Source organism: Novosphingobium organovorum, assembly GCF_022832435.1.
Lineage (GTDB): Bacteria > Pseudomonadota > Alphaproteobacteria > Sphingomonadales > Sphingomonadaceae > Novosphingobium > Novosphingobium organovorum.
Map to the genome: position 1 here is coordinate 1 of NZ_JALHLF010000217.1, position 2,439 is coordinate 2,439.

At 68.8% G+C, this 2,439-nt stretch carries 2 protein-coding genes and 1 pseudogene; 2 read left to right on the top strand and 1 reads right to left on the bottom strand.

Features of this window, described 5'->3' with window-relative positions:
• Positions 1-640 (top strand): GlxA family transcriptional regulator (locus tag MTR62_RS20770; protein ID WP_244024537.1); only part of this gene is annotated, 640 nt, incomplete at its 5' end.
• 78 nt (positions 641-718) lie between these two features.
• Here the strand turns inward: MTR62_RS20770 and MTR62_RS20775 are convergent.
• On the bottom strand, positions 719-1,978 hold the full coding sequence (locus MTR62_RS20775) for an aspartate kinase (RefSeq protein WP_407672722.1): 1,260 nt from the start codon (positions 1,976-1,978) through the stop codon (positions 719-721).
• A 104-nt stretch (positions 1,979-2,082) separates the two neighbouring features.
• Here MTR62_RS20775 and MTR62_RS20780 point away from each other — a divergent pair.
• A pseudogene (locus tag MTR62_RS20780) lies at positions 2,083-2,439 on the top strand (hypothetical protein); the annotation flags it as partial.

The following is a 2,439-nucleotide window of genomic DNA, read 5'->3' on the forward strand; positions in this document are numbered from 1 at the left end:
CGTGTGCTCGGGCGCCTTCCTGCTCGCCGGGGCGGGGCTGCTCGACGGCAAGCGCGCGACCACCCACTGGCGCCGCGCGCCGCGCCTCGCCCGGCTGTTCCCGCAGGTGCAGGTCGAGCCCGACTGCATCCACATCCGCGATGGCCAGGTCTGGACCTCGGCCGGGATCAGCGCAGGGATCGATCTTGCGCTCGCGCTCATCGCGCAGGACCACGGCGAGCCGCTGGCGCGCGCGGTAGCGCAGGACATGGTGGTCTATTACCGCCGTCCCGGCGGCCAGTCCCAGTTTTCCGCGCTGGCCGAGCTGGGCGGCGAAGGCGGGCGCTTCGACGACCTGCTCGCCTGGATGCGCGCGCACCTGGCCGAAAAACTGGGGGTAGAGGCGCTGGCCGAACAGGCGGCGATGAGCCCGCGCAACTTTTCGCGCGCGTTCACCCGCGCGGTCGGGCTGAGCCCGGCGCGCGCGGTGGAGCGCCTGCGGCTCGAAACCGCGCGCGAGCGGGTCGAAAGCGGCACCGAGCCGGTCGAGACGATCGCGCTGGCGACCGGCTTCGGCGATCCCGAACGCATGCGCCGCGCCTTCCTGCGCGCGTTCGGCCAGCCCCCACAGGCGATGCGCCGCCTGGCCCGGCAGACCTGACCTCCCGCAACGCGAAAAGGCCGGGCAGCGCTCCCGCGCCCCCGGCCCTTCGTCTTTATCGGCGCGCAGGCGCGAGGATCACGCCTTGGCGTCGAGCCCGTAGGCGGTGTGCAGCACCCGCACGGCCAGTTCGGTCTCGTCGGCATCGATCAGCACCGAGACCTTGATCTCGCTGGTCGAGATCGCCTGGATGTTGATGCCGCGATCGGCCAGCGTCTTGAACATCGTCGAGGCGACGCCCGCGTGGCTGCGCATGCCCACGCCCACGACCGAGATCTTGGCGACCTTGTCGTTCGAGATCAGGCGGTAGTAGCCGATCTGCTCCTTGCGCTCTTCGAGCATGGCGATGGTGCGCGCCAGATCGGCCATCGGCGCGGTGAAGGTGACGTCGGTCTCGCCCTTGTCCTTCGCGACGTTCTGGATGATCATGTCGACGTTGATGTTCGCCTCGGCCAGCGGGGTGAAGATCGAGGCCACCGCGCCCGGACGGTCGGGCACGCGGGTCAAGGTTACCTTCGCCTCATTCTTGTCGGCGGCGATACCGGTGATAAGCTGGCGTTCCATATCGCTTTCTTCCAATTCTTCATCGCTGACGATCATCGTGCCGGGCAGGTCGTCGGCCGAGGGGGCCGTCTCGTCGACGAACGAGGAGAGCACCTGGACGCGCACCCCTTCCTTCATCGCGAGGCTGACCGAGCGGGTCTGCAGAACCTTCGAGCCGACCGAGGCCAGTTCGAGCATTTCCTCATACGTCACCAGCGGCAGCTTCTGCGCCTTGGCGACGATGCGCGGATCGGTGGTGTAGACGCCGTCGACATCGGTGTAGATGTCGCAGCGGTCGGCCTTGACCGCCGCGGCGACGGCCACCGCCGAGGTGTCCGAGCCGCCACGGCCCAGAGTCGTCACCCGGTTGTCGCCCGAGACGCCCTGGAAGCCGGGGAACACCGCGATCTCGCCCGAGGCCATCGAGGCGAGCACCGAATCGGCGTCGATATCCTCGATGCGGGCCTTGGCGTGCGCCGCGTCGGTCTTGATCGGCACCTGCCAGCCCAGCCACGAACGCGCCTTGCAGCCCATCGCCTGAAGCGTGAGCGCAAGCAGGCCCGCAGTGACCTGTTCGCCCGAGGCGACGACCACGTCGTACTCGGCCGGATCGTAAAGCGCGTTGGCTTCACGGCAGAAGTTGACGAGGCGGTCGGTCTCTCCCGCCATCGCGGAAACCACCACGGCCACTTCGTGCCCGGCTTCCTGCTGGCGTTTGACAATCCCCGCCACGCGCCGGATTCGCTCGGTCCCGGCCATCGAAGTGCCGCCGAATTTCATCACGATACGGGCCAAGGTGTCAGTGCTCCGTTCAATTGTATCGCACGCGGGGAAGGATTCGAAAATTTCGTCCCACGCGCGATATGGCTAAGGTTCGGGCGCGCTGTTAGGGGGGTCTTATGAACAATGCAACTCCAAGCGACGATTCCCCGCGCGGCGCGGGCGCTATTTCCGCTTCGGCCCCGCTTGCGACCTCCCCTGCGGCCGGCGCGGCGACGATCCGCCCCGAGGAAGCCGCCCACTTCGGCAAGCTCGCGGCCGAATGGTGGGACCCCAAGGGCTCCTCGGCGATGCTCCATCGGCTGAACCCGGTGCGCCTCGCCTTCGTGCGCCAGGCGATCGACGCGCATTTCCGGACCGACAGCCGCGCCCTGAGGCCGCTCGCCGGGCGCCGCGTACTCGACGTGGGCTGCGGTGCGGGGCTCCTGTGCGAACCGCTCGCGCGGCTGGGCGGTGCGGTCACCGGGGTCGACGCC